The 25191-nt window shown below is 62.6% G+C and carries 27 protein-coding genes; 4 read left to right on the forward strand and 23 right to left on the reverse strand.

The genetic code is table 11. The features are described from left to right. Nucleotides 1-94: 94 nt before the first annotated feature. The 4 genes from NNA36_RS06425 to NNA36_RS06440 all read left to right on the forward strand — a co-directional run bounded on the left by NNA36_RS06425 (nucleotide 95) and on the right by NNA36_RS06440 (nucleotide 2839). Nucleotides 95-313, forward strand: coding sequence for a twin-arginine translocase TatA/TatE family subunit (locus NNA36_RS06425; RefSeq protein ID WP_255105417.1), 219 nt, complete (start codon nucleotides 95-97; stop codon nucleotides 311-313). 18 nt (nucleotides 314-331) lie between these two features. Next, nucleotides 332-817, forward strand: coding sequence for a Sec-independent protein translocase protein TatB (gene tatB / locus NNA36_RS06430; RefSeq protein ID WP_255105420.1), 486 nt, complete (start codon nucleotides 332-334; stop codon nucleotides 815-817). Further along, a complete protein-coding gene (locus NNA36_RS06435) occupies nucleotides 814-1764 on the forward strand; it encodes a twin-arginine translocase subunit TatC (protein WP_255105423.1) in 951 nt (316 codons plus the stop codon). The genes tatB and NNA36_RS06435 overlap by 4 nt, the downstream gene beginning before the upstream one ends. A 235-nt stretch (nucleotides 1765-1999) precedes the next feature. Beyond that, the gene (locus NNA36_RS06440; protein ID WP_255105426.1) at nucleotides 2000-2839 is read left to right on the forward strand and encodes an ATP-binding protein; all 840 of its coding nucleotides are present in this window, start codon (nucleotides 2000-2002) and stop codon (nucleotides 2837-2839) included. Between the two features lie 37 nt (nucleotides 2840-2876). On the opposite strand, the gene NNA36_RS06445 is transcribed toward NNA36_RS06440, so the two are convergent. From NNA36_RS06445 to NNA36_RS06555, 23 genes are all read right to left on the reverse strand, one after another. Then, on the reverse strand, nucleotides 2877-4067 hold the full coding sequence (locus NNA36_RS06445; protein ID WP_255105428.1) for a peptidoglycan DD-metalloendopeptidase family protein: 1191 nt from the start codon (nucleotides 4065-4067) through the stop codon (nucleotides 2877-2879). Nucleotides 4068-4174: 107 nt separating this feature from the next. Beyond that, nucleotides 4175-4825, reverse strand: a complete 651-nt coding sequence (locus NNA36_RS06450) for a protein-L-isoaspartate(D-aspartate) O-methyltransferase (protein WP_255105430.1) — start codon at nucleotides 4823-4825, stop codon at nucleotides 4175-4177. Then, nucleotides 4822-5604, reverse strand: coding sequence for a 5'/3'-nucleotidase SurE (gene surE, locus NNA36_RS06455; protein WP_255105432.1), 783 nt, complete (start codon nucleotides 5602-5604; stop codon nucleotides 4822-4824). The genes NNA36_RS06450 and surE overlap by 4 nt, the downstream gene beginning before the upstream one ends. 212 nt (nucleotides 5605-5816) lie before the next feature. After that, nucleotides 5817-6461: an SDR family oxidoreductase gene (locus tag NNA36_RS06460; RefSeq protein ID WP_255105434.1), complete on the reverse strand. Its 645-nt coding sequence runs from the start codon at nucleotides 6459-6461 to the stop codon at nucleotides 5817-5819. Between the two features lie 149 nt (nucleotides 6462-6610). Beyond that, nucleotides 6611-6865, reverse strand: coding sequence for a hypothetical protein (locus NNA36_RS06465; protein WP_255105437.1), 255 nt, complete (start codon nucleotides 6863-6865; stop codon nucleotides 6611-6613). Between the two features lie 176 nt (nucleotides 6866-7041). Continuing rightward, nucleotides 7042-7611 carry a DUF2199 domain-containing protein gene (locus tag NNA36_RS06470; protein ID WP_255105441.1) on the reverse strand — a complete coding sequence of 190 codons (570 nt, stop codon included), beginning with the start codon at nucleotides 7609-7611 and terminating at the stop codon, nucleotides 7042-7044. A gap of 12 nt (nucleotides 7612-7623) precedes the next feature. Then, nucleotides 7624-9150 carry an amidophosphoribosyltransferase gene (gene purF, locus NNA36_RS06475; protein WP_255105443.1) on the reverse strand — a complete coding sequence of 509 codons (1527 nt, stop codon included), beginning with the start codon at nucleotides 9148-9150 and terminating at the stop codon, nucleotides 7624-7626. A 349-nt stretch (nucleotides 9151-9499) separates the two neighbouring features. After that, a complete protein-coding gene (locus NNA36_RS06480) occupies nucleotides 9500-10669 on the reverse strand; it encodes a glycerophosphodiester phosphodiesterase family protein (RefSeq protein WP_255105602.1) in 1170 nt (389 codons plus the stop codon). Between the two features lie 206 nt (nucleotides 10670-10875). Continuing rightward, complete coding sequence (locus tag NNA36_RS06485) at nucleotides 10876-11430, reverse strand: CvpA family protein (RefSeq protein WP_255105446.1); 555 nt, start codon at nucleotides 11428-11430, stop codon at nucleotides 10876-10878. A gap of 32 nt (nucleotides 11431-11462) precedes the next feature. Beyond that, complete coding sequence (gene radA / locus NNA36_RS06490; RefSeq protein WP_255105448.1) at nucleotides 11463-12830, reverse strand: DNA repair protein RadA; 1368 nt, start codon at nucleotides 12828-12830, stop codon at nucleotides 11463-11465. Nucleotides 12831-12847: 17 nt separating this feature from the next. Beyond that, entirely contained in the window at nucleotides 12848-13276 is a 429-nt protein-coding gene (locus tag NNA36_RS06495) for a paraquat-inducible protein A (RefSeq protein ID WP_255105450.1), read from the reverse strand. A 462-nt stretch (nucleotides 13277-13738) separates the two neighbouring features. Continuing rightward, complete coding sequence (locus NNA36_RS06500; protein ID WP_255105452.1) at nucleotides 13739-14485, reverse strand: ABC transporter ATP-binding protein; 747 nt, start codon at nucleotides 14483-14485, stop codon at nucleotides 13739-13741. Beyond that, nucleotides 14482-14931, reverse strand: coding sequence for a hypothetical protein (locus NNA36_RS06505; protein ID WP_255105454.1), 450 nt, complete (start codon nucleotides 14929-14931; stop codon nucleotides 14482-14484). The genes NNA36_RS06500 and NNA36_RS06505 overlap by 4 nt, the downstream gene beginning before the upstream one ends. After that, complete coding sequence (locus NNA36_RS06510; protein ID WP_255105456.1) at nucleotides 14928-15710, reverse strand: ABC transporter permease; 783 nt, start codon at nucleotides 15708-15710, stop codon at nucleotides 14928-14930. Before NNA36_RS06510 ends, NNA36_RS06505 begins: the two co-directional genes overlap by 4 nt. Next, entirely contained in the window at nucleotides 15707-16741 is a 1035-nt protein-coding gene (gene alr, locus NNA36_RS06515; protein WP_255105458.1) for an alanine racemase, read from the reverse strand. The genes NNA36_RS06510 and alr overlap by 4 nt, the downstream gene beginning before the upstream one ends. Nucleotides 16742-16848: 107 nt before the next feature. After that, nucleotides 16849-17796: an isopenicillin N synthase family oxygenase gene (locus tag NNA36_RS06520; protein WP_255105460.1), complete on the reverse strand. Its 948-nt coding sequence runs from the start codon at nucleotides 17794-17796 to the stop codon at nucleotides 16849-16851. 10 nt (nucleotides 17797-17806) lie between these two features. Then, nucleotides 17807-18757 carry a hypothetical protein gene (locus tag NNA36_RS06525; RefSeq protein ID WP_255105462.1) on the reverse strand — a complete coding sequence of 317 codons (951 nt, stop codon included), beginning with the start codon at nucleotides 18755-18757 and terminating at the stop codon, nucleotides 17807-17809. Further along, complete coding sequence (locus tag NNA36_RS06530; protein WP_255105464.1) at nucleotides 18757-20244, reverse strand: replicative DNA helicase; 1488 nt, start codon at nucleotides 20242-20244, stop codon at nucleotides 18757-18759. The genes NNA36_RS06525 and NNA36_RS06530 overlap by 1 nt, the downstream gene beginning before the upstream one ends. A 292-nt stretch (nucleotides 20245-20536) precedes the next feature. Further along, complete coding sequence (locus NNA36_RS06535) at nucleotides 20537-21217, reverse strand: orotate phosphoribosyltransferase (protein WP_255105465.1); 681 nt, start codon at nucleotides 21215-21217, stop codon at nucleotides 20537-20539. 133 nt (nucleotides 21218-21350) lie between these two features. Continuing rightward, a complete protein-coding gene (locus NNA36_RS06540; RefSeq protein ID WP_255105467.1) occupies nucleotides 21351-21650 on the reverse strand; it encodes a hypothetical protein in 300 nt (99 codons plus the stop codon). After that, entirely contained in the window at nucleotides 21647-22810 is a 1164-nt protein-coding gene (locus NNA36_RS06545) for a hypothetical protein (protein ID WP_255105469.1), read from the reverse strand. Before NNA36_RS06545 ends, NNA36_RS06540 begins: the two co-directional genes overlap by 4 nt. A gap of 166 nt (nucleotides 22811-22976) precedes the next feature. Continuing rightward, entirely contained in the window at nucleotides 22977-24017 is a 1041-nt protein-coding gene (pyrC, locus tag NNA36_RS06550) for a dihydroorotase (protein WP_255105471.1), read from the reverse strand. A 98-nt stretch (nucleotides 24018-24115) separates the two neighbouring features. Beyond that, the gene (locus tag NNA36_RS06555) at nucleotides 24116-25063 is read right to left on the reverse strand and encodes a phosphoadenosine phosphosulfate reductase (protein ID WP_255105472.1); all 948 of its coding nucleotides are present in this window, start codon (nucleotides 25061-25063) and stop codon (nucleotides 24116-24118) included. Nucleotides 25064-25191 lie beyond the last annotated feature (128 nt).

Genomic DNA, 25191 nt, shown 5'->3' on the forward strand with positions numbered 1-25191 from the left:
GATTTGGCGCTTTCCGTTCCCTTGGCGAAGTTTTATTTAGGGCAGGTAATTCCCGAGGCGGCGCGGGTCCGCCCCGATGTATAGGAGACATACCATGGGTATCGGAAATATCGGCCTTCCCGGCCTTCTTTTGATCGCAGTTGTCGTGCTGGTGCTTTTCGGGCGCGGCAAGATCTCGGGCCTGATGGGCGAAGTGGGCAAGGGTATCACCTCGTTCAAGAAGGGCATCAAGGAAGGTGAAGACCAGCTGGAGCAGGAAGCTGCTGATGCAGCCAAGGACGTGACCCCCGAAGAAGACAAAGACAAAGTCTGATAGGGGGGCTGAAGCGCCATGTTTGATCTCGGTATGGCCGAGCTCCTGGTGATCGGCGTGGTTGCGCTGATTGTTGTGGGGCCAAAGGATTTGCCGATCCTGTTCCGTCGTGTGGGCCAGTTTGTCGGCAAGGCCAAGGGCATGGCGCGCGAGTTTTCCAGCGCCATGAACCAGGCGGCTGACCAGGCGGGCGTGAAGGATGTGACTGACACGCTCAAGGGCGCGACGCAGGGCATGAACAAGATCGCCAACCCGCTGCAGACGGCGGCGGATGCGGTCAAGGACACGGCCAAGTCGGCGGTCGACATCAATCCTGACAGCGAGACCGGAAAGCTTGCGGCCAAGCGGGCGGAAGACAACCGCAAGGTCAAGGAAGCGATGGAGAAGAAGGCGCAGGAGCGTCTTGAGACCGAGGCCAGGGAAGCCGAAGAGGCGGCCGCCAAGGCACGCGCCCGCGCCGAGGCCGCGCGCAAGAGCAGCGAAGCAACAGAGGATGAGGCATGAGTAGCCAAGACGACATCGACGATACGTCCGCGCCGCTCATCGAGCACCTTGCGGAACTGCGTACGCGCCTGATCCGGTCGGTTCTGGCCCTGCTGGTCGGTGTCAGCATCTGCTTTATCCCGATCGGTGGCGATTTTATCGCCGTGCATATCCTGAACTTCCTGCTGGCCCCGATCGAGGCCTCGTTGCGGGCGCTGGGGGATCCTTCGCCGACGCTGCAATATACCTCGCCGCAGGAGTACCTGTTCACCCTGTTTCGCATTTCGCTTGTCTTTGGCTTTGCCATGGCCTTTCCGGTCATTGCCTTCCAGATGTGGCGGTTCGTGGCACCGGGGCTTTATCGCAATGAGCGGGGGGCGTTCCTGCCCTTCATGATTGCCTCGCCTTTCATGTTCCTGCTGGGCGCGACCTTTGCGCATTTTGTCGTGACACCGCTGGCGATGGCCTTTTTCCTTGGCTTTGCCGATGTGAGTTCGATCTTTGCCAACCTGATGTCGGGGGCAACGCCGGAAGTGCCGGGCGAAGTGGTTGCCGTGCCTGAAACGCAGGAAGGTATCCGCGTGACCTTCTTTGGTAAGGTCAATGAAAGCCTTGATATCACGTTGAAATTCATCCTGGCCTTTGGCCTGTGTTTCCAGCTTCCGGTGCTTTTGACCCTGATGGGCAAGGCCGGCCTGGTGAGTGCGGATGGCCTCGGCAGCGTGCGGAAATACGCGATGGTTGGCATCCTGGTGCTGGCCGCGCTGGTGACGCCGCCGGATGTGGTGACCCAGCTGATCCTGTTCACCGTGGTCTATGGTCTTTACGAGGTGTCGATCTTCCTCGTGCGTCGGGTCGAGAAGACCCGCAAGGCCAAGCTTCAGGCCGAGGGTGTGTGGTTCGAGGATGAGGAAGAAGAGTTCGACGATCCGCTGATGAAGGAATTCGACGAGGACGACAAGAAATAGGCCCTGTTGAGATGAGATGGAAAGACGCGCCGGAGACGGCGCGTTTTTTTATGTGTGGAAGCGTGGGGGCACGAGCCTGGATGCTGCGTTCGGGGGAGGGGGCAGGTGCCTCCGGCGGGAGTATTTGGCGTGCATTGAAGCGAGGGGGCTTCGAGTGCGGAAGGGTGCGTCTCTGGCTTGCCGAGGCTGTCGGAACGTGGTTTGACAAGCGTCAGAGAATGATGGAGGCCAGAACATGGATGAGAGCGCGTTGACCCGCATTGCCGAGGCGTTGGAACGGATGTCGCCGGCACCGATGGCGGCCCCGGATTTTGCGGCTGCGGATGCCTTTGTCTGGCATGTTGCGCCGGACCGTCTTGAGCCGGTGGCCAAGGTGAACCGCGTTGATCTGTCCCTGCTGGTCGGAGTGAACCGGTCGCGGGACACTCTCTTGGAGAATACCCTGCAATTCGCACGCGGTCTGCCGGCCAACAACGCCCTGTTGTGGGGCGCGCGCGGGATGGGGAAATCCTCGCTTGTGAAGGCGGTTCATGCCGAGGTGCTGCGCCAGGGGCTGGGGTTGAAGATCGTGGAATTGCAGAGAGAAGACCTTCCCAGCGTGTCGCGCCTGTTGAACCTGTTGCGCGACAGCGGCGAGCGGTTCCTCTTGTTCTGTGATGACCTGTCGTTCAGCCATGACGACCAGCACTACAAGAGCCTCAAGGCGGTACTGGATGGCGGGATCGAGGGGCGGCCTGACAACGTGGTCTTTTATGCCACGTCGAACCGGCGTCACCTGATGCCGCGTGACATGATCGAGAATGAACGCTCTTCGGCGATCAACCCGTCGGAGGCGGTGGAGGAGAAGGTCTCGCTTTCGGACCGTTTCGGGCTGTGGCTGGGCTTCCATCCCTGTTCGCAGGATGAATATCTCGAGATGATCCGCGGCTATTGCGGGGAATATGGTGTCGAGATCGACGAGGAGACGCTCTGGGCGGAGGCCATCGAATGGCAGGCCACGCGCGGGTCGCGGTCGGGTCGGGTGGCCTGGCAGTATTTCACCGATCTGGCCGGACGGCGCGGCGTGACGATCTGAGGCGGGTGTCCCGGACGCTGTCCGGGACATGCCGGGATCACTTGAGGTAGGGCATCGGATCGACCGAGTCGAAGCCCTTGCGGACCTCGAAATGCACGAAGTTGTCTTTCTTGGGCACGGCGGCGATGGTCTGGCCGCGTTTGACGTTGGCGCCCTTGTCCACCTTCACGCCATCGACGTTGTAGTAGACCGTCATCAGGTTGCCATCGTGGCGCACGACGACAATGCGCACGTTGTCGGCATCCGTGGTGATGGCGGCGACCTTGCCGTCGCGGGCGGCCTTTACCGGGCTGCCGGCGGGGGCAGAGATGTCGATGCCGTTGTTCTTGCCCTTGGCGTAGGGGCGGATGATCTTGCCATCAACCGGATAGCCCATCTTAGAGGTCGATGTGTTCTGCGCCTTGCCGAGATCGGGGGCGGGCGGCGTCTTGACCGGGGCTTCGGCGGCCGGCAGGGGCTTGGTCGAACTGGGCGGGGTCGGTGTGGGTGTGCCCTGACCTGGGGCCGTGACCGTCGCCGCGGCGGCGGGCTTGGCAGCGGATTTCGCATTGGCGTCAACTGGCGGGATCAGCAGGATCTGACCTTCGCGGATGGTGAAATCGCTGTTGAGGCCGTTCCATTCCGCCAGCGCGCGCGGCGTCACGTTGTAGAGGCGCGAAATGGTGAAGGCACTTTCGCCACGGCGGACCTTGTGTCGGATCGGCTCGAATCCGGTTTCACCCTTGGGCGCGTTCTTGGGGGCCGGTTGCAGCGGCTCGGTGCTGACCGGGGTGGACGGCGCGGTGCTGTCCAGCGCGTTACCGGCCAGCGCGGCGATGTCGACGCCTTCGGGGGCGGTGACCACACCGCGGCCACCGGTTTCGGGCGAGGGTTCGGCGACGCGGTAAGGCAGGGCCACGATCTCGCCCCGGCGCAATTCGTCTTCGGCGCGGATGCCGTTGTAGCGGGCCAGGTCCTCGACCGGCATATCGATGCGTTCGGCCACGTCGTTCAGAGTGTCTCCGCGACGGGCCACGGCGACCTGGTAGTTCGGATAAGAGATGATGCCGCGGCGATCAGGGCGCGGGCGGTCGGCGGTGGCGGCCTTGGCGGCGGTCGTGGTGTCCAGCCCCGCACCGAGCCCGCCGCGCAGGTCGATGTCGAACCCGTCCTCGCAAGCGGCCACAAGGCCAAGCGCCAGACCGGCCATCATAAGCCGCGCGGGAATACGTTTCTGCGAAGGTGCCATCTCGATATCCTCAAAGGCCGGCCACGTCTTGACTGCGCGGAAGGCGTTAATGCACTGGTACCAGGATCGGGCGTTTGCGCCTCTGTTATAGGTGCCTATGCCCCAGATCAGCTATCGGGGGCAAGGCCTTCGATCAGCGGAACAAAGCGCACGGGGCGCAGTTCTTCGTAATCAAAGCCGGTTTCGGTGCGATGCACACGAATGAGGCTCTGGACCGCGTCCGACTGACCGACGGGTACCACCATGATACCGCCGACCTTGAGCTGGGCCAAGAGGGGGCCGGGCGGGTCTTCGGCGGCGGCGGTGATGATGATGCGGTCAAAGGGGGCCTGATCGGGCAGGCCGAAGCTGCCGTCGCCGGACAGGGTGGTGATATTGGCAAGGTCCATCGCTTCGAACACGGCGCGGGCCTCGCGCACGAGGCGGCGGTGGCGGTCGATGGTATAGACGCGGCGGGCAAGCTGGCTGAGGATGGCGGCCTGGTAGCCGGATCCGGTGCCCACTTCGAGCACCTTGTCGCGTGGCTGCACGTCAAGCGCCTGTGTCATCAGGCCAACCACCGAGGGTTGCGAGATGGTCTGGCCGCAGGCAATGGGCAGCGGCGTGTCGTCATAGGCGCGTTCGGAAAAGATGCCGCGCACGAAGGGGGCGCGGTCGATGGTTTCCATTGCCGTCAGAACACGCTGATCCGTGACGCCCTTGCTGCGCAGGGCGAACATGAATTGCATCTTGAGTTCTGCGGCGGCGTTGTCGATCATTCGATGGCTTTCAGGGCGTCGAGCGCGTCATGGGCGGTGAGGTCGGCGCGCATCGGCGTGACCGAGATGTAGCCGTCGAGGTTGGCGGCGGCATCGGTTCCGGGCGCGGTCTGGATGCGCTGGTTGCCGCCCTTTGCCCAGAGGAAGCGACGGCCGGTTGGCGAAGCCTGGGCTTCGACCGAGAAACAGGTGCCCTTGCGCAGGCCCTGGGTGGCGACGCGGGTGCCCTTGACGTTCGCGGCGAGGACCGGCGGGAAGTTCACGTTGTAGAACAGGCCATAGTCGCTTGGGTTGGGGGGCGTGGCGTCGAGGATTTTGCGGATCACCTCGGCACCGAATTTGGCAGAAGCCTCGAAGGGGTTTTCGATCTCGTAGTTTTCAGGCCCGAGGTATTGCGAGAGCGCCATCGCGGGCAGGCCCTGAAGGGCCGCTTCCATCGCGCCGCCGAGGGTGCCGGAATAGAGCGCGTTTTCAGCCGAGTTGTTGCCGCGGTTGACGCCCGAGAGGACAAGATCAGGCGGGTTGTCTTTCATCACGTCGTGAATGCCGGCCATAACGCAATCTGCGGGGCTGCCTTCGGCGGCAAAGCGGCGTTCGCCCATCTTGGCGATCATGGTCGGGTGGGTATAGCTGATGCAATGCGCCACGCCGGATTGTTCGAAGGCGGGGGCGACTGTCCAGACTTCGCCGTCGGGGCCGGCCAGGTCGGTGGCGATGTCGTGCATGACCTTGAGGCCCGGCGCGTTGATGCCGTCGTCGTTGGTGATGAGAATGCGCATGGCTGCCCCCGGTGCTGACCTCAGTGGTTCGTTGCATTCTGTCTAGGGGGCCAGGCCGTGACGGGCAAGGGAAACGGCGCGTTTTGTAGCGGGTTTTAACCGGCGCTAAAGGCCGGTGCCGCATTGAGGGGGGAATGCGGGCGCGGCGGGCATGAAAAAGCCCCGGACCAGTTGCGTGATCCGGGGCCTGAAATGCGTCTTGTGCAAGGCGATCAGAGGTCGAGGGTGGCCAGAAGGCGGGCGGCCTCGTCGCGCGGATTGCTCAGGGTTTCGCGGTCTTCGCCGGGGAAGAACCGGGCGCGGGTGCCGGTGGGCATGCCGTTTGGCGACAGGATCGACACACGCGGGCCGGTGTTCACGGTTTCGGCCTGCCAGCTGCGGGCAAGTGCGATCTGCGCGGCCTTGGTGGCACCGTAGGAGCCGAAGAACTTTTGGCCGGCGCGGTCGTCTTCGAAAAAGACAGCGTGGCCGGTATCACCGAGCAGCGGAGACAGGAAGGGGATCAGGCGTCCGGTGGCGGTCACGTTGATCGACACGGCCTTGTCGAGGTCTTTCTGGTCGATGTGGTTGGTCGGGGTGAGCGGCGCACCGTGGACGGCGCTGTGGACCCAGAGGTCGACCTTGCCCCAGCGATCATGGATCGAGCGGCAGAGTTGGGCCATCGCGTCGATATTGGTGATGTCCATCGGGGCCAGCGTGGCCTTGCCGCCCTTGGCCTGGATATTGTCGTCCAGTTCCTCGAGCGCGCCGGTGGTGCGGGCCACGGCGACGATGTGGTATTCGGGGGCGAGGGCTTCGGCGAAGGCCGCGCCAAGGCCGCGGGAGGCGCCGGTGATCAGGGCTAGTTTCTCGGTCATGGGGAGGGTGTGCGCCCTTGTGCGGCAAAGGTCAAGGGGGCGAATTTGCCGATCTGCATCGCGTCGGTATCCCGTCGGTATTACGGCGGTGGGCGTGTGCGGACAGATGCGTCTCCGGCGGGAGTATTTGCGGTGCATTGAAGCGGGTGTCAGCCCGGCAGGTGCAGGCGCGTGGTCTTGTCGCCGCGCTGGAGGGTGACGCTGGTGCCGTCGACGCCGACGAGGCGGCCCATCGGGGTCTTGTCGTCGCGCCCTGCCGAAAGGGTGCGGCCCGAGGGTAGGAGGAACAGGGCGCGCAGGTTGGTTTCCGGGCCCATGATCCCGATCAGGGTCAGGCGGGCGCGGTTTTTCAGCACGCCTTTGTCGGTGGCCAGCGCGGCCACGTTGTCGGGGGTGTCGGTCATGTGAGTGGTGATCTGCTGTTGTTGCTCTGGCCCCATATGGGGCAGGGGCGCGCAGTTAGAAGGCGTGCGTGCAAAGCGCAAGAGGCAGATGGCGGGATTTTGCCGCGATGCAGCAATTTTGGGCGGATTCGTGCTGAAACCCCAAGGAAACATGGGGAATCTGGCGCGTTGGAGCGTCAGTCGGCCATCAGGAACGGGCGGATGTCATCGCCGGAGGCGGCGTAGATGTCGAGCAGCTGATCAAAGGAGATGCCGTTTTCCTGTGCTTCGGCCAAGGGGCCGGAGAGGGCGATCAGGACGGGGCGCTGGCCGGCGTCGCCCGGTTGCAGGGCGCAGGCGATCGGGTCTTCGCTTTCGAAACCGGGGAGATCGTTCATCAGCCAGGCCTCTCCGCCTTCGAACCCGTCGGCGGCGCCGGTGGCTTCGTCGATATAGGCATAGAAGGTGTCAGGCTGGACGCTGGCCCAGGGGCCGAAAAAGAACACCTCGTCGCTGCCGCGGATCGGCAGGGGGAGAACGCATTTGAGGAAACGGTCTTCATCGATGCGGCAGAGATCGCTGGAGAGGCGATCTTCGCCGACCTGAAGGTCCGGGGTGCCGGCCTCGGCCAGATCGCCGTGCGGCCAGCTGTCGGGGTGATCGTAGCCGATGTCGAAGATGCCGTTGAACCGGCGTCCGCTTTGCGGGCAGACGCGGGTTTCATCGTGCAGACGCCGCCAGCGGGCGTCGAGGGCGAGAAGGGTCATCGCCCTGGTCCCCTAGCCGTGCGAGGCCGCGGCGGGCGCGTTCCACGACGCGCCGGGCTGCGGCATGTCCTTGATCTTCTTGCTGACGCGGCTGCTGCTTTCGAGGGCTTCGAGGTAGTCGGGCGACACCGAGCCGGTGATGTAGTTGCCGTCAAAGCAGGAGCAGTCGAAGGTGTCGATCTCGGGGTTGCCTTCCTGGGCCGCCCAGATCAGATCGTCAAGGTTCTGGTAGAACAGGGCATCTGCGCCAAGTTCCTCGCGGATTTCCTCGATGGTCTGGCCGTTGGCGATCAGCTCGTGCTTTGTGGGCATGTCGATGCCGTAGACATTGGGGTATTTCACCGGCGGCGAGGCCGAGGCGATATAGACCTTCTTGGCGCCTGCTTCGCGGCACATCTGGACGATCTTCTTGATGGTGTTGCCGCGCACGATCGAGTCGTCGATCAGCAGGACGTTGTGGTCCTTGAACTCGAGCGGGATGGCGTTGAGCTTGCGGCGCACGGATTTCTGGCGCTCGGCCTGGCCGGGCATGATGAAGGTACGGCCGACATAGCGGTTTTTGACGAGGCCTTCACGGTAGGGGATGCCGGTGGCCTTGGCGACCTCGAGCGCAACCGGGCGGGCGCTGTCGGGGACCGGGATGATACGGTCGATCTGGAGGTCGGAGTCCTGGATCTGCTTGGCGAGGGCCTGACCCATGCGCATCTGGGTCTTGTAGACCGAGATCCCGTCGAGCAGCGAGTCGGGACGGGCGAGGTAGACGTATTCGAAGATACAGGGCGTGAGCTTGCCTTCGACGGCCTGGAACTCGTGCTTGTTGCCGTCGAGGTCGATCAGGATCGCTTCGCCCGGTTTCAGGTCACGCAGCTTCTGGAAGCCGTTGATGCCGAAGGCCACGTCTTCGGAGGCAAAGGCATAGTCATCGCCGTCACCCTCTGCGTCGCGCTTGGCGACAGAAAGCGGGCGGATGCCGTGCGGGTCGCGGAAGGCGAGCATGCCGACACCGGCGATCAGGCAGATCACCGAATAGGCGCCCTGGACCCGTTCCATGGTCATTTTTACGCCGGCAAAGATATTGCGGATCGGATCGGCATTGCCGTTCACCTTGATGGCGTCGGCCACCTTGTCGGCGAGGACGTTCAGCAGGATTTCCGAGTCGGAGGTGGTGCGCAGGTGGCGGCTGTATTTTTCCGTGACCTTTTCGCGCTGTTCCTCGGTGTTGGTAATGTTGCCGTTGTGCACGAGGTAGATGCCGTAGGGCGCGTTCACGAAGAACGGCTGGGCCTCGGAGGCGCTGAGCGAGCCGGCGGTGGGGTAGCGGACATGGCCCATGCCGATGTGGCCGCGGAGGGTTTCGGCGTCGGAGGGCTGGAAGACGTCTTTGACGAGGCCGTTTTCCTTGCGCTCGCGGAAGTTCTCGCCGGTGTAGGTCACGATGCCCGAGGCGTCCTGACCCCGGTGCTGAAGCATCAGCAAGCCGTCGTAGATTTCCGCAAAGACCTCATCGGTCCGGCTTGCAATGCCTAGAATCCCGCACATAGGTTGGCTCCAATTTCACGTTGGCTGTGTCTCAGACACGGGGCTTTGAAGGGAGAGGCCGACGATGTGTCGGCCACAAGCTTCACGCTGATGAGGGGGAGGGCCTTGTGTGCCGTCTTGGTGCCGGATGCGAAGGTGCGTTTCGTCGGATGTGCGACGACCCCTTCGGCAGGTGGCATAGGGCTGGACAAGGTGGGTGCTCCGAATCCGTGTGGCGTGTTTCGAGGCCCCTCTTAAGGGGTCACGCGCAGTATGTCACGAAAGGATCACAATCAGAAGTGTCGCGGTGTTGTGCATATTCGACGCGGGCCGCGAAAGGGCCCGCGCCGGTGGTTTGCGGCTACGTGGATCAGTTCAGATTCATGCAGCTTGCATAGTAGGTGACCGTGGCGGGCCAGTCCGAGAAGATACCTTCGATTCCCACTTCTTCATGCAGGGCGTGCAGCATGGTGAAATAGTCGGCGTCGGTGTCGATGGTTTCCTTGACCGACTGGAAGTACCAGCCGCCGCCATTGGTGAGCGGGCCGGAGCGTTCGAGGGTCCAGGTGATCAGCTTGAGACCGGCGTCTTTGGCGGCTTTGGTGTAGGGCGAGGCAACGATCTTGTCGCCTTCGGTGGTGACCAGCATCCACATCGGCGGGGCGATGTAGTTCACGCCCATATCCTTGAGCTCCTGCATGGAAGGCTCAAAGGTGGCGGGGTCCATGTGGTCGAAGGTTTCGACGTTGTAGCGACCGTCGAGGAAGACCGCCTGCTTGCCGAACTCGGGCTCGTTCTTGATCCAGTAGAGCACGTCGTCGAGGTTGAAGGACTGGGCAAAGACGTCGCTGGCAGGGATGCCGGCGGCCTTGTATTCGTCGACCAGCTTCTGCGCGTACATTTCCTGGGTGAAGCCATCAAAGGGCATTTCGACCGAAGGGGATTTCAGTTCCGGGGTGAACTTGGCACCCAGCGACTTGAACAGTTCGATCGACTCGGCATGGGTCATCAGGGTGCCATCTTCGACCGAGTAGAGATCGGTGCGCCAGTTGGCGGTGCCGTCCATGTAGGCCTCGACCGTGGTGGCCGATTTGTCGGCGGCGTCCATCTTGCCGCGCAGGGTGCGGTATTCGGCGAGGGTGATTTCCGAGGTCCGGCATTCTGCCTTGGCGTTCTGGTCGCCAGAGGCCGGGGTGAAAGGCGCGACGCAGGTGTCGGCCAGCGGGCTGGCGAGGATGTTGGTGGTGGTGTGCAGGTCGTTCTGGGCGTGGCGGCAGACCAGTTCCTTGTCCTTGGTAAAGGTCACGTCGCATTCCAGAATGCCGGCACCCATGCGGGCCGCTGCACGGTTGGATTCAACGGTGTGCTCGGGGAACTGCAGGGGGGCTCCGCGGTGACCGATGGAAAAATCGGTGCGCTTCAGGGGGGTGGTGGCGCAGGCGGCGAGCTGTTGTTTCAGCTCACCTTCGGGCATGCGGTCCACGAGGTAGAGCGGGCGCGGGCCGACGTGGATGTCGCTGGCAGAAGCGAGGGCCGCCATGGCGGTGAAGGCCGTGGCAGCCAGGGCTGCAAATGTTGGTTTCATGAGGAACTCCATTGTCGATGGACAAGAGATCATCCTGAAAAGGCACAGGCAGATGACGCTTTTCTAACCAATCGGTAAAACCGATGCGGAGGTATTTTTTTACGTTGCGCAAAGAAAAAGGCCCGCGCGGGACGCAGGCCTTGAAAGCGATGGGACGGGTTTTATTGACCGCAGACGCCAACCAGCTCTTCGTATTGGGTTGTGATCCAGCCAAGGGCCTGCGCCGGATCGCGGTCTTCGATCTGGTCGGTCATGCGGCTGAAGACGGCGGCCGAGCGGCTGTCGTCGACCATGGGGATGGCCTGCGAGGTGGCAATGGTTTCGTAGACGAAGAAGGCGATGGCGACGAGGAGAATGCCGCGCAGCACACCGAAGAGGAAGCCGAGCCCCTGATCGATGCCACCAAGCGCCGAGCGTTGCACCAGCGAGGAAAACAGCGGGGTGAACAGCGAGACGATCACCAGCGACAGGGCAAAGACGATGGCGAAGGAGGCGATGATCGAGAGTTCGCAGCTGTCGGCGAGGTATTCGCCAACGACCGGGATTTCCTTGACCAGCGGTTCGACCTGCGGCGCGAACATGAAGGCGAGGATGGCGGCGGCAATCCAGCCGACGATGGCCATGCCTTCGCGGACGAGGCCGCGGCTGTATGCCAGCAGTGCCGAGATGATGATGACGCCTGCGACAACGCCGTCGATAACCGTGAAACCTTCCATACCTGTCCCGTCCCTGTTGCCGCCTGTCGCGGCTATCCTGCTCCGAACACGTCCCCGACAAAGCCTGCCAGATCGCCAACACGGTTGAGGCTCATGCCGTCAATCGCCGGTGATTTGCCGCCTTTCGGAGCGATTGCCGTTGTGAAACCAAGTTTTTGCGCTTCTTTCAACCTGTTTTCGGTCTGGCCGACGGCGCGGAGGGCACCTGAGAGGGAGATTTCGCCAAAAACCACCGTATCGGCGGGCAGGGCGCTATCTTCGCGGGCAGACAAAAGGGCGGCTGCAACCGCAAGGTCGGCGGCGGGTTCGTTGATCTTCATGCCGCCCGCGACGTTGAGATAGACGTCGAGACCGGTGAAGGGGATGCCGCAGCGGGCCTCGAGCACGGCGAGGATCATGGCGAGGCGGCCGCCGTCCCAGCCGACCACCGTGCGCCGCGGTTGCGAGTGTGGCGAGGGGGCGACCAGCGCCTGAAGTTCGATCAGGACGGGGCGGGTGCCTTCGATGCCGGCAAAGACGACCGAGCCGGGCGAGGGTTCGCCGCGGTCGGACAGGAACAGGGCGGAGGGGTTCAGCACCTCGCTGAGGCCACCGCCGGTCATTTCGAAGACGCCGATCTCATCTGCAGGACCAAAGCGGTTCTTGACGGCGCGCAGGATGCGGAACTGGTGGCCGCGTTCGCCTTCGAAGTAGAGCACCGTGTCGACCATGTGTTCGACAACGCGGGGACCGGCGATCTGGCCCTCTTTGGTGACGTGGCCCACAAGGATCACCGCCATGCCCTTGCGCTTGGCAAAGGAGGTCAGCTCGTGGGCGGCGGCACGGACCTGCGAGACCGATCCGGGGGCGGAGCCGACGTTGTCGGACCACATGGTCTGGATCGAGTCGATGATGGCCAGCTGGGGTTTTTCCGCCTCCAGCGTGGTGTGAATATCGCGCAGGTTGGTTTCCGAGGCGAGCTGGACCGGGGCCTCGGTCAGGCCAAGGCGCTGGGCACGCATACGTACCTGGGCCGAGGCTTCTTCGCCGGAAACATATATTGTTTTCAGGCCGCTACGGGCGAATTGTGATGCGGCCTGCAAGAGCAGGGTCGACTTGCCGATGCCCGGATCACCGCCCACGAGGATGGCGCTTGCCGGCACCAGCCCGCCGCCGAGGACGCGGTCGAGTTCGCCAAGGCCGGAGTGGGTGCGTGGGGGCGGGGTTTCTTCGGTCCGCAGGTCGGTCAGCGGGATGGTGCGGCCCTTGGCGGTGCCAAGCGCGGTCGAGGAGGGGCCGGAGGAGAGCGGGGTCTCTTCCGAGATGGTGTTCCATTCGCCACAGGCCTCGCAGCGGCCGGACCATTTGGAGGTGATACTGCCGCAAGCGGAACAGGAGAACTGGGTTTTTGATTTTGCCATGTTCTCGTTTTGCCCCCTTATCGGCGGCGCGTCAAATGGCTTATCGCGATAGAGGCGAGAATTGCGCCGGTAAAGAGGTAGAGGCCCCAGCCCGTCTGCACCGTGACATGGCCCGCGCCTTTGACGATGACCACGTAGAGCGCGATCAGGAAGACATCGGCCATCGCCAGTTTGCCAAGGATTTCAAGGGCCGGAACCACCTTGCGCCGCATCAGGCCGAAGTGGACCAGCGCGAGACCGATGGTTTTCATGTAGGGCGCGAAGATGGCGAGGAAGGTGACCAGCAGCGCGAGCGTCGGATCGGTGTCCCACAGCGATTGCAGGCCGGAGATGATGGAGATCTCGCTGAGGCCGAAGATCGGCAGGAGGCCCGCATGCAGGAGAGGGGCGAACCATGCAATGGGAAACAGGACCAGTAGGGCGAGGTTGGCAATACGGAGCGTCATGTGGAAGAGCTAGGCCGTGGGGGGACAGCGCGCAAGGGGGAGGATTGCGTGCGTCGGTGTCATATCTGGGGGAATCGGGGTTAACGCGTTGGAAGCAGGGGATTTTGTGCTGCGGTAAAACGTCGGTATTACGTCGGTATTGCGGAGGTGCGATCTGCCGGGGTTTGCGGGGTTAACGGGCCGTGCGGTGGTGGCGAGGTTAACGAAGTGTTGCGGTGAAATTGGCGGGCGCCGGGCAGCGCCTGCCTGGGGAGGCGCATGGGCGCGACGGTGCAAAGTGGGCTGTCCTTGATGGGGGAAGTGGGGTGATCACGGGCGGGTACGTTGTAAAGCGCCTGCCGGGGGGGCAGGCAGGCGCTGCCCGGCGGGGCCGGGCGGGATAGATCGTCTAGGGCCGCGTTTGGGGCGCCTCCGGCGGGAGTTTTTGGGGTGCATTGAAGCCTGCACCGGTCAGGGACCGGTTTAGCGTACCGCCTCGATCGGGCCTTCGGCGCTGCCGGAGATGAACTGGGTCAGGTAGGGATCGCCGGAATTGTCCATGTCGGCGACGGGGCCGGTCCATTGGATGACGCCGTCGTGCAGCATGGCCACCTTGTCAGCGATGGCGCGGACCGAGGACATGTCGTGGGTGATGGTCATGGCGGTGGCGCCCATTTCGACCACGATTTCGCGGATCAGGTCGTTGATGACGCCGGACATGATCGGATCAAGCCCGGTGGTGGGTTCGTCGAAGAAGATGATTTCCGGCTCGGCGGCGATGGCGCGGGCGAGGCCGACGCGTTTCTGCATGCCGCCGGAGAGTTCGGAGGGGAAGAGATCGGCCACATCAGGCGTGAGGCCGACACGGCGCAGTTTCTCGATGGCGATGTCGCGGGCTTCGTCCTTGGGGCGTTTCAGCGAGCCGCGCAGCAGGCGGAAGGCGACGTTCTGCCAGACGGTGAGGCTGTCGAAGAGGGCGCCGCCCTGGAACAGCATGCCAAAGCGGGCGAGGAAGGCATCACGGTCGCCCTTGGTGGCGTCCTTGCCATCCACCGTGATGGTGCCCTGATCGGGGGACAGGAGGCCGAGGACGCATTTCAGGGTCACCGATTTGCCGGTGCCGGAGCCGCCGATGATGACCATGGATTCGCCCTTGGGGACGTGCAGGTTGACGCCGCGCAGAACCTTCTTGGGGCCAAAGGCCTTGTGGACGTTGTCGAAGGTGATCATTGCGAGACCTCGCAGGGTTGGGGCGGCTCTTGCGGTTGGGTCCAGGGGCGCTGGGTTGTCTGGTGACTTCTGCGGGCGGTGAGGGCCGTGGGGTCGGTTTGCGGATCGCCGGTGAAGGTGACCACGTAGCAGGTGGCGTGGTGGTTGCGCATGCCCCTGGCGCTGTTGCTGATGCCGAAGTGTTTCTCGGCCCAGGTTTCCTTGTGGTGGGTTTCAAGGCTGCACGAGGTTGTGGTGCAGAAGAAGCCGAAGTCTTGCAGGCGGGCGATGGCCTCGGGGCGGGAGCGGCCGGAGAGGTGTTTGGCGAAGGCCTTGTTGAGGGCGGTCTCGCGGCTCTCGTAGTCCTTGTAGAAGTTGTAGTGCATCAGAACGGGATCGAGGCCCGACGGGGGCGGGCCGCAGGCGGCGAGGGTGCCGAGGGCAAGGAGGGCGAGGCCGCGGTTCATGACACGAAGAAGATCGAGGTGAGCAGGAAGTTGGCGGCGAGGATCAGCACGGCGGCGGCCTGAACCGAGGCCTTGGTGGCTGCGCCCACACCCTGTGCGCCGCGCCCGGAGTGCATGCCGAAGTAGCAGCCCATGGTGGCGGCGATGCCGCCGAAGACCGAGCCCTTGATCAGCGAGGAGATCACGTCGGAGCGTTGCAGGAAGTCGACGGTGTTGGTGATGTAGGTGGCCGGGTTGAAGCCCAGTTGCTGGGTGCCGACGACAAAGCCGCCGAAGATACCGATGATGTCGCCGATGCCAACCAGCGCGGGCACCACGAGGAGGGCGGCCAGCACGCGGGGGGCGGCGAGGTATTTCATCGGGTGGGTCGACAGGGTGGTCAGCGCGTCGATCTGTTCGGTCACCTTCATGGTGGCGATCTCGGCGGCGATGGATGAGGTCACGCGGGCGGCGACCATCAGGCCGACAAGCACGGGGCCGAGTTCGCGCACCATGCCGATGGCGACGATCTGGGGCACCACGGCTTCGGCCGAGAAGCGCGAGCCGCCGTCATAGATTTGCAGGGCAAGGGCGGCGCCGGTGAAGATGGCGGTGAGGCCGACCACGGGCAGCGACAGCCAGCCGATGTTGAGAAGGGCGACGGCGAATTCGCGGCCATAAAAAGGCGGGCGCAGGATGTGGGTGAGTGCGGCAAGCGCAAAGAGCGCGACACGCCCGATGGTGGCAAAGACGCTGATGGTGGCGCGGCCGAGGGCCGCTAGGGGCGTCACGAGGATCATGACTTGTACCGCCGGTAATAGCGTGCGCCCATCGAGGTGAGGATTTCATAGCCGATGGTGCCGGCCCAGTCGGCCAGGGTGTCGACCGACTGGTGCTGGCCGATCAGTTCCACGGAGGCGGGGTCTTCGGTGGCGTCGGTGATGTCGACGCCAATCATGTCCATCGAGATCCGGCCGATGATCTTGCAGCGGGTTTCGCCGGCGTGGACCCAGGCCTCGCTGCCCATGCCACGGATCAGGCCGTCGGCGTAGCCGGCGGCGATGGTGGCAACGCGGGAGGGGCGTTCGGCGGTCCAGGTGTTGGAATAGCCGACGGTTTCGCCGGGGGCGACGTCGCGGATCTGGATCACCGGAATGTCGAGGGTGACAACGGGGGTGGCTTCGACATAGGGCATGCCGCCGTAGAGGCCGACGCCGGGGCGGGTTAGGTCGAAGTGGTAGTCGGGGCCGAGCAGGATGCCGCCGGTGGCCGCAAGGGAGCGGGGCACGTCGAGGCCGTCGGTCATGTCACGGAACACCGCAAGCTGGTGCGGGTTCATCGGGTGTTCGGGATCGTCGGCGCAGGCAAGGTGCGACATGATCAGTGTCGGGCCCTGTTCGATCGCGATGTCGCGGACGGCGGCCCATTCGTGGGGCTCCATCCCGAGGCGGTTCATGCCGGTATCAAGCTGGATGCCGAAGGGCGCGCCGGGCAGGGCCTCGAAGTGGCGCAGCATCTGGTCGAGCGAGTTCAGCATCGGGGTGAGTTGCAGATCGGAGATCATGTCGGTGTCGCCGGCCATGTGACCCGAGAACACACAGATTTCCGGCCCCGGACCGAGCGCCTGACGCAGGGCGGCGCCTTCTTCGGTGGCGGCGACAAAGAACTTGCGCGCGCCCGCATTGGCCAGAGCGCGGGCGACGCGGTCGGCGCCAAGGCCATAGCCGTCGGCCTTGACCACGGCTGCGGTCTCGCAGGCTGTCATTGCATCCAGTGCCCGCCAGTTGGAGGTCAGGGCGTTGAGGTCGATTGTCAGTGTCGCGGTAGCCATGCGGTCGTTTTTGACGGTGTTGGGGACAAGGTCAAGGGGAAAGCGGGCGCATGGGAGAAAGGGTGCCGATGACGCGACTTCCCTGCGTCAATGGCGGTGCCGGGGCGTCATGTCGTGGTTGGTTTATGGGCATCATAGGCGGCTTCGAGTTCGCTGCGCAGGAAGGTATCAAAGCGGATCGGATCAAAGCGGGGCGTGCCGGTGCCGGGCAGGGGCGCGATGGTGGTCGCGACGTTGGGATCATAGAAGAACGGGCAGGAAAAGCGTTCGCGGCCAGAGCGGTTGATCACCCGGTGTGGCGTGGAGAGCAGGCGACCGTTGCTGAGGCGGTGCAGCATGTCGCCGACGTTGACCACGAAACTGCCGGGGATGCGGGGGGCATCGACCCAATCGCCGCCGGGGGTGCGGACCTGAAGACCGCCGACATCGTCCTGGGCAAGGATGGTCAGGCAGCCGAAATCGGTGTGCGGGGCCGAGCCATAGAGGTCGTCTGGCGCGGCGGCTGGTGACGGCGGGTAGTGCAGGAGGCGCAGCCAGATGGTGGGGGTGTCGAAGGCGGACATGATCGCGGTGTCACTCACGCCCGCGGCCTTGAGGGCGACCTGCATCAGGGCATGGCCGAGATGGGAAAGCTGTTCGGCATAGGCGGTCAGCGTGTCGCGAAAGCCGTCGAGGTCGGGCCATTGGTTGGGGCCGGAGAGGTAGAGGTCGGGGTCGGCGGCGCTGTCTTCGCGCATCATCATGAAGCTGGCGGACTGGTTGGGTTTTGTCACCTCTGCCAGTTGCGAGTTCACGTCGGTCGAGCTGTCGATGGGGATATAGCCGCGATGGGTGCGGTTCACCTTGATCGCAAGTTTCTGTTCTATCGGCAGGGCGTGGAAGCGGCGGGAGGCTTCGAAAACCGCGTCGACCAGTGCGGGGTCGATGCCGTGGTTGACGATGTAACCAAAGCCCGTTGTGCCATAGGCGGCGCGGAAATCCGAGATGAGGGTGGTCTGGTCGCCCTCGTGCAGGGCGCTGGCGTCGATCACGGGGATTTCGGTGAATTCGGTCATTCGGCCCTCGTCAGGTTGGCGTGTCCAGCGCGGCGGGTGCTGTCGGGAGCAAGGTTTCAATATGGGTGCGGGCCGCGTCAAGAGAGATGGCGGGTTTGACGGTGGTTGTGATCGGCTCGGAAAACAGGGTTGTGCGCCCTTTGGTCCATGTGGCGCAGGTGCGGGCGTTGTCGTCGGCAAATTCCGCAAGCATTGCGGCGCGTTCTGTGGCGGTGAGGCAATCGTTGCCGGCCAGTGTTTTGCCAGAGGGATCGGCGATCAGGGCGCGGATCAGGTGGCGACGGACGGGTGGTGTCAGGTCAGGGAGGGTGCCAAGCGCCTGACAATAGGGCAGGGCGAGCGAGGCATTGGTCTGGCCCGAACCAAGCGCGTCTGTTGGTGGGGCCTGCCAGCCGACGCGGTGGGCGAAGTCCGCCACCACGTTGCCACCCGGAAATTCGGCGCGTTCGTAAGGCACGACGATCAGGTTTTCGCGGCCAAAGGCAGTGTCAAAGGCGTCGAGGATCGGGGCATAGGCGAGGCGGTCGCCAAGAAAGGCGCGATAGGCCGCGACATCGCCCTTGAAACGTCCGTTCTTGAGGTGCTGTTTGTACATCGCCTCGAAGTATTCGTCTTGCCTGCGCAGGTAGACAATCACGCGGGTGCGGGCGCGTTGCGGTGCGGAAAGGAAGCGGGCGAAGACCTGCGCGACTTCGGGGCGCAGGAACATTTCGCAGGACAGGATATGGGTGGCGTCGGGGTTGGCCTTGAGTTCCTCGCGCAGGCGCAGGAAAGGCGGGCGCGGGCGGTTGGCGACAAAGGCCTGCCACATGCGGTTGTGTGAAATGTGGTTGCGCCCCGCGCTGGCAAAGCGCAGGCCGCTTTGGGCAAGGCTTTGGGGACAGGCGTCCAGGGCGGATTGAATGGCCGTGGAGCCTGTCTTTTGCGAGCCGATGTGCAGGATCAGCAGGGGGCGCGACATCAGAAGCCTTCGTCTGCGCCGTCCTGCTGCCAGGGTTTGACGAGGTTGCCGAAGCGGGTGAAGCGGCCCTCGAAGGAGAGTTCCACGGTGCCGATCGGGCCGTGACGCTGTTTGCCGAGGATGACTTCGGCCTTGGCGTGCAGGCGTTCCATGCGCTCCTGCCACGCGGCCATTTCCTCGAGCCGGTCATCCGAGGGTTTTTCCCGTTCCACGTAGTATTCTTCGCGGAACACGAACATCACCACGTCGGCATCCTGTTCGATCGAGCCCGATTCACGCAGGTCCGACAGCTGCGGGCGTTTATCGTCGCGGCTTTCCACGGTCCGTGACAGCTGGGACAGGGCGATCACCGGGATGTTCAATTCCTTGGCGATGGCCTTCATGCCCATCGAGATTTCGGCGATCTCCTGAACCCGGTTGTCGGCGGTACCGCGGCAGAGCTGGAGGTAGTCGATGATCAGCAGATCAAGGCCGTGGGTCCGCTTGAGGCGACGGGCACGGGCCGCGAGCTGCGCGATGGGCAGGGCGGGGGTGTCGTCGATGTAGAGCGGGCAGGCCTCGAGCGATTTGGCAGCATCGACGAAGCGGCGGAACTCGGCCTCGGTCATGTCACCCTTACGGATTTGTTCCGAGGGGATTTCGGCGGCCTCGGAGAGGATACGCGAAGCGAGCTGTTCGGCGCTCATCTCGAGCGAGTAGAAGCCGACCACGCCGCCTTCGACCGCGCCTTCGGAGCCGTCGGGTTTGATGCCCTTCTTGTAGGCCTTGGCGACGTTGAAGGCGATGTTGGTGGCCAGCGAGGTTTTCCCCATCGAGGGACGACCGGCGAGGATCAGAAGGTCGGAGGGGTGCAGGCCGCCGAGTTTCTTGTCGAGGTCGATCAGCCCGGTGGAGATCCCGGCGAGGCCGCCGTCACGCTGATAGGCGGCGTTGGCGGTGTTGACCGCTTCTGTCACCGCCTTCAGGAAGGAGACGAAGCCGCGCTCGGTCTGGCCCTGCTCGGACAGTTTGTAGAGCGCCTGCTCGGCCTGCACGATCTGTTCGCGCGGCTCGAGTTTGATATCGGCCTTGCGCGCCGAGGTAGAAATGTTGTCGCCCAGGCCGATGAGTTCACGGCGGATCGCCATGTCATAGATCATCTGCGCATAGTCGCGGGCGGCGAAAGACGAGATGGCGGCCCCGGCCAGACGTGCGAGGTAGGCGGGGCCGCCCAGCTCCTTCAGACCCTCGTCATCTTCGAGAAAGGCCTTCAGCGTCACCGGCGAGGCCAGCGCGTTCTTGGCGATGCGGGCGGCCGCGATTTCATAGATCCGCGCGTGGACGGGATCGTAGAAATGGTCTGCCGTGATCACCGAAGCGACGCGGTCGAAGATGTCATTGTTGGTGAGGATCGCCCCCAGAAGCTGCTGCTCGGCCTCGATGGAATGCGGCATCGGATCGGCGTCTGTCGACTCGCCGGTCGGATTGATGGCTGCGATTTCGTTCATTCTCTGTCCCCAAGGTCGGGCGCCCCGTCTTTGGCGAGGCTGTGCCCAGTTCCCAGTACCACTGGTTCTATCCTCAAATTGGTGTGGCACCTATCAGGATAAGTCGGTGGATATGCCTGTAGATAACGTCGGTCACGTTGAGTTAGGCGCGCTCTGCGCTCCAAGATATTGTGGCACAGGGTTGCGATTCGTCCAAATCACGTCGAGTCGAGACGTTTTGGGGCAGTCTTGTCCACAAACTGCCCCAGAGAGTTATCCACAGAAAAAGTGTTAACAGCGGGCTGACCGAGGGTCAGCCTTTCTTGTTGGCTTCCTGCCATTCGCGGGGCGATTTCAGGAAGTTTTCAACCTCTGCAAGGGTTTCCTCGGAAAAGGCCTTTTGGGCGCGGGCTTCGGCGAGGACGTCCCACCAGGTGCAGAGATAGTGCAGATCAACGCCGTGATCGCCCAGTGTCTTCGTGGTTTCCGGGAAGATGTCGTAGTAGAAGATCACCGCGGTGTGGCCACAGGTGGCACCGGTGTCGCGAATGGCGTCGACGAAGCTCAGCTTGGAGCCGCCGTCGGTGGTGAGGTCTTCGACTAGAAGGACGCGTTCGCCTTCGCTCATGGCGCCTTCGATGCGGGCGTTCTTGCCATAGCCTTTGGGTTTCTTGCGCACGTAGGTCATGGGCAGGGCCATGCGTTCGGCCACCAGCGCGGCAAAGGGGATGCCCGCGGTTTCGCCACCGGCGATGTTGTCGAAGGCCTCGAAGCCCGCGTTGCGCATGACGGTGACGGTCAGGAAGTCCATCAGCGTGCTGCGGATGCGCGGGAAGGAGATCAGCTTGCGGCAGTCGATGTAGGAGGGCGATGGCAGGCCGGAGGCCAGGGTGTAGGGCTCATCGGTGTTGAAGTTCACCGCGCCGATTTCCAGCAGCATACGCGCGGTCAGGCGGGCAATTTCTTCTTGCGAGGGATAAGAGGTGGGGATCATATCTGGCTCCGGTGTTTTCCGGTTACATATCGCAGATCTTTCGGGAATGAGAAGACTAGAAACGGAGTCACGGCAGACTTGTTGGTCTGCCGTGACTCTTTAGTTTTTGAAGGCCCGGTTCAGATCCGGCGGCTCAACCAGAGTCTGAGGGATTTGTAATCGTGTTTTGTTCGCTGGATTGTGCCTTGCCCGTGAGACTGGTGATCATGGTCGACATCTGGGTAAGCGCGGACCCAAAGAAAAACCCGATGATAATGCCGCCCCAGTCCTTTATTTCAGGTGGCGTCTGGACCGAATTATCCTTGTATATTATTGCGTACAGCGGAATGAGTGTGGCGCTGCCAATGATAAGAATGGCCAATAATCCTGAGATTGCAGTTTGCCAAATCAGAATTCGGGCAATCGAATTTTCGATTGGTTTGGGCGTACTCATTCACTACTCCTTTTTTTGAAACAACGGTACATATCCGCGAAATGACGACTGCACCGGCGGGTGTTTGATCCGCATATTTTGGTGAGATGCTCGTCGAAGGCTTCACTGGAAAGTCCAGAGGTCGTTGGATCGCACTTCGTCGTTTGGACGACGGTCTGGTAGGTTACCATGATGTCGGAATGTGGCTTTGTATTGTATGTATCGTCAGCTTTGACGAGAAAATCATAAGACGCGAAAAACTGGGACAGGCATTCGTTCCGGTCGTATTCGACTGTGATTTGACTGCAGTAGTTAATGAAATCCTTGGCAATGAATCCAGCGTTGCGGTTTTTGTCTCTGACGTATTTAGTGCGCTGTTGGTATAGAAAGCGAAGTGTGGACCAGTAGTTCCGACGGAATTCCGGTTGGCCAAAGGCGTATTGGCTCAGACTGATCTTCTGCATGCCAAGCAGGATCTCTTTGGCGGCGTTGGTACCGCCCTCGGTGGAGGTATCGCCGAGAACCACCGTTCTGATTTTGCTGGCGATACCTTGTGCGTCGGGGTTGTGAATTTGGAAATAATGCTGGTGTTGGAGCCGGCCCAGTGGGGCGGATCTGGCCAAAAGTTTCGCAGTCAAGACACCAATGCCGCGATAATGATCGGAGTCAAAGGGGCGTTTCAGCAAAGAAATGAAGTCGTTTTCTCTTTTCCGTAGTACCGCCTCGGTTGACGAGAAGGAATCCACATCCTTCTCGATCTCGTTCAGGCGATTGCTGAAATAATTTTTGGACGTATCAAGTCCGCGCAATGCAAAAAACTGATTTTGTTCAGCGACTTCTGCGGCTGAAAACACGTCACAGGGTTCGATAATAGCCAAGCTGATATCCAACGACTTGTCCACGAACCTAAAGCAGATGATTTTAGCGCCCTGAGGCACGTTGGCGGCATTTACTCTGCCTTTTACGCGACCTCCGCCTATGGTGGCCTCTAGCTGACCTGCGTAGAGTTCGGACTGATCATTGTCTTGAAGGCTATAGATGAGTTTCAGGCTGTCCCCGGAGACTATGGCGGTCAGGACATCGCTGGCCGGGGCGTCAAAGCCAATGCCTCTTACTTCAGCTCCTGCAGAAAAAGCCGATAGCAAGATCAGTGCAGCAGGGACCGCTGGGAAAACGCGCATCTGGAAATCTCAAAAGTGATGACAAAAATCGGAGGAAGTTTGCCAAGATTTTGAAAGCATTTCAACCTAAGCGCGGTGTTTCAGTTCTACTACCGTACTTGTGAGTGCCTGCCGATCCATTTGAAGCGCGAAATAGACGGGTTGTCCCAAAGCGGATTGAGCTCTCTCAGCCTACGCTCCAGTAGAGCGGGAAGCCGGGGTCGAAGACGGTGACGGTGTGCTCGCCCGCCTGCAGGGCGTTGGGGTAGGTCACTTCGGTGTCGCCCTTGGTCAGGGTGATGGTGTCCGTGTTGACCGGCAGGCCGTAGAAGGCGGGGCCGTGCAGGGAGGTGAAGCCTTCGAGCTTGTCCAGCGCGCCGGCCTGTTCGAAGGTCTGGGCGAGGATCGACAGGGCGTTGGGGGCGGTGAAACAGCCCGCGGCGCAGCATTCGGCCTCTTTGGCGTGGGTCGGGTGCGGGGCGCTGTCGGTGCCGAGGAAGAAGCGCGTGTCGCCCGAGGTGGCCGCGGCCAGCAGGGCTTCGCGGTGTTCGCGGCGTTTCAGGATCGGCAGGCAGTAATAGTGCGGACGCATCCCGCCCACCAGCATGTCGTTGCGATCCAGGATCAGGTGCTGGACCGTGATCGTCGCGCCGAGGTCCTTATCGTTGGCCAGTACATAGTCGGCACCGTTCTTGGTTGTGATGTGCTCCATCACGACGCGCAGGCCCGGTGTGGCCTTGCGGATCGGGTCGAGGACGCGGTCGATGAACACGGCTTCGCGGTCGAAGATGTCGATCTCGCGGTCGGTCACTTCGCCGTGAACACAGAGCGGGCAGCCGATCTCGGCCATCTTCTCGAGTACGGGGCGGACCTTGTCGAAGTTGGTGACACCCGAGGAGGAATTGGTGGTGGCCCCGGCCGGGTAGAGCTTGACCGAGGTGATCAGGCCGCTGGCGTGGGCGGCGGCGAGGTCTTCGGGATCGGTGTCCTCGGTCAGGTAGAGCGTCATCAGCGGCTGGAAGGTCATGCCTTCGGGCAGGGCGGCCATGATGCGCTCGCGGTAGGCGGCGGCCTGTGCACCGGTCACGACGGGTGGAACCAGGTTCGGCATGACGATGGCACGGGCAAAATGGCGGGCGGTTTCTGGCAGGACGGTCTGCAGGATGGCGCTGTCGCGCAGGTGCAGGTGCCAGTCGTCGGGGCGGGCGATTGTCAGGGTGGTGCTCATGCTTTTGGGCCATACACAAAAGCGATGCGCCGCGCCAGTGGGGCGGTGCGAAAAAGCGCCGGTTTTCTGGGGATTCGCCCTTTGCGTTGGCCTGTGCGTCAGCCCGCCAGTTTGCCGCGCGAGGCGGCGTTTTCCAGCAGTTCGAGCTTGCGGCGGAAACGGGGGGCGTCAAGGCGCTGTACGACGTTGGCGCAGAGGTAGGCCTTGAGCAGCGGGCGCTTCTGTTTCTCGATGGCGAGAAGCAGGCGGTCGAGGTAGGGCACATGGGTGCGGCGTGCGCGGAACAGGCGGTGGGCGGCGTGGGCATCCAGTTCGCCCTTGCCGGCCTTGGCCAGCAGGCGGAACAGGATCTGCATCTCGAAGAAATCATCCTCGAGGCGGTCCCCCATGTTGGGCAGTGGCAGGAGCGTGGTGTTCTCGGCGCGGAACAGAGCGGCATGGATCGCGTCTTCGCGCTCCATCGGGTCATAGCAGATAAAGACCTTTTCGGCGGCCTCGGTCATGTCGGGGGCATAGCCGTAGCGGGTGGTAAAGGAGGTCTTGCGCATGTTGCGGAAGCGGGTGTCCCAGCCGGTCAGTTGCGGATCAAGGGTGGCCTGGGGTTGCAGGGCGACAACCGTGGCACCGGGGGCGCAGACCGAATAGGTGGCGGCGGCATAGGCACAGCCGGGGCCTGCGCCGTAAAAGATCACGCGTTCGAATTCGTCGAAAAAGCCGTCATCGACGAGGCGGTCGAAATAGGCAAAGACCGCCGGATCGCGGAACCAGCTTTGGCCTTCGGACAGGATGCACAGGTGCGACCAGCCCAGTTCGCGCACCAGTTCAAAGCCCAAGGGCTGGCCGGTGTCGGCGCGATCCTGAATCGATTCGATGGTTTCAAAGGTCACGAGCAGCAGCGGCTTGTCTTCGACAAAGGTGCTGTGGTGATGCGCGCCAAGCGGCTGGTAGTAGCCGTGTTCCTCGGCGATTTCTTCCAGTTTTTCAATCCACTCTGCGGGTTTCAATCCCAGCATGGGGGTATCGAAACCGTTTGGTGCGTCTTGCATGCTCTTAACCCTTTCCCCCACGTCACTTGGCGAATGCGCCGATGGGGATACCTTTTGATTTATCACTATTGGGACATTGCGGCGAAAATTGGAAATTTTGCCAGCAATGCAGGGGCTTCAGCGCCTTG

Origin of the sequence: Shimia sp. CNT1-13L.2, from assembly GCF_024331145.1 — a bacterium.
Taxonomy (GTDB): Bacteria; Pseudomonadota; Alphaproteobacteria; order Rhodobacterales; family Rhodobacteraceae; genus Shimia.